This is a genomic window from Streptomyces sp. SID11385, assembly GCF_010548245.1.
In the GTDB taxonomy this organism is placed as follows: Bacteria; Actinomycetota; Actinomycetes; order Streptomycetales; family Streptomycetaceae; genus Streptomyces.
The window spans coordinates 1-1,492 of sequence record NZ_JAAGLR010000984.1 but is presented as its reverse complement, the minus strand read 5'-3'; the positions used below and the strand labels follow the sequence as shown (position 1 = coordinate 1,492).

At 73.2% G+C, this 1,492-nt stretch carries 1 protein-coding gene and 1 pseudogene; both read left to right on the top strand.

The genetic code is table 11. The features are described from left to right. The first annotated feature begins 357 nt into the window (after window positions 1–357). Window positions 358–1,218 (top strand): glycerophosphodiester phosphodiesterase family protein, encoded by an 861-nt coding sequence (locus tag G3I42_RS30175; RefSeq protein ID WP_164290927.1) that lies wholly within the window; start codon window positions 358–360, stop codon window positions 1,216–1,218. Window positions 1,219–1,302: 84 nt separating this feature from the next. After that, a pseudogene (locus G3I42_RS30170) lies at window positions 1,303–1,492 on the top strand (cysteine methyltransferase); the annotation flags it as partial.

Below are 1,492 nucleotides of genomic sequence, written 5' to 3'. Positions count from 1 at the left end.
GCCCGCGTGCGGGCGGGGAGCGCGCGCCCCCGGCGTGGGCGGTGCGCCGTTCGATTCCGGCCGCGCACCGGTCACCCGGCGTCCCCGCGCCGCGGGAGGCTCCCGTGCGGTGCGGTACGGGCGGTGACCACGCGCCCCGTGTGCCGCGTGCGCCCCGGTACCCGCCCATACCTCCCTGACCTGGGCTTTCCCCGGCGGCGCGCGGGAGCCGTCCCGGGGTGCGTCCGACCGGTCGCGCTCCGTTCGGGGTGTGGCCATCGCGCATCTGTCTGCGCGCACCCCGCAGCGGTCACGCTCCTACTGTCAGTGATCCCGCGAACTCCAGGAGTTTCCTTGTCCGCACGAGCCGCCACAGCAGTGACCGTCGCGATCCTCGGCAGCGGAGCCCTCCTCGGCCTCCCCGCCGCGTCCGCCTCGGCAGCCGACAGCGCGCACATCCCCGCAGGAATCACCGTCGTGGGACATCGCGGCGCACCCGCCTACGCGCCCGAGAACACCCTGCCGTCCGTCGACAAGGCGGCCGAGCTGGGCTTCCGCTGGGTGGAGAACGACGTCCAGCGCACGAAGGACGGAGAGCTGATCGTCCTGCACGACACGACCCTCACGCGGACGACCGACGTGGAGCAGGTCTTCCCCGACCGCGCCCCGTGGAACGTGCGCGACTTCACCGCGGCGGAGATCGCGCGGCTCGACGCGGGCTCCTGGTACAACCCTGCCTTCGCCGGTACGCGCGTCCCGACGCTGAAGCAGTACCTGAACGAGATCACCCGCACCCACCAGAACCTGATCCTGGAGCTGAAGAGCCCCGATCTCTACCCGGGCATCGAGGCCGAGACCCTGGCCGCGCTGCGCAACAGCGGGTGGCTCGACCGCGGGCATGTGCGGCATCGCCTGGTGGTGCAGAGCTTCGACGCGAAGAGCATCAAGGAGGTGCACAAGCAGCGGCCCGACGTGAAGACCGGTTTCCTCGGCACGCCGACGCAGGCGCAGCTGCCCGAGTACGCCCGTTTCGCCGACCAGATCAATCCCTCGCACACGACGATCGGCGCGGACTGGGTGGCCGCGGCGCACGCGCTGAAGGGCCCGCACGACAAGCCGCTGGAGGTCTTCACCTGGACCGTCGACACTCCGGCCGACACGGTGACGGCGGCGGACAAGGGTGTGGACGGGATCATCAGCAACGCCCCCGATGTCGTGCGCGGCGCGCTGGGCGACTGACGAGCCCGGCGGTGGCCGACCGGGAAAGCCCTGGTCAGCCGTCGTGCCGGGGGCGTTGTCGGTGGGCGGTCGTACGGTGTGCGCATGAACAGTGACACGTCCGCGACGCCCGGCCACCGGGAGCCCGGGCCGGAGCCCTCCGGCGCGCCGGAGGGTCCCCGGGGCTGGACCTCGGCGGTGGTGGAGAGCCCGATCGGGCCGCTCCTGCTGGCGGCGACGGCCGCCGGCCTGGTCCGGGTCGCCTTCCACGCGGACGCGCGGACGGCGGCCCGGG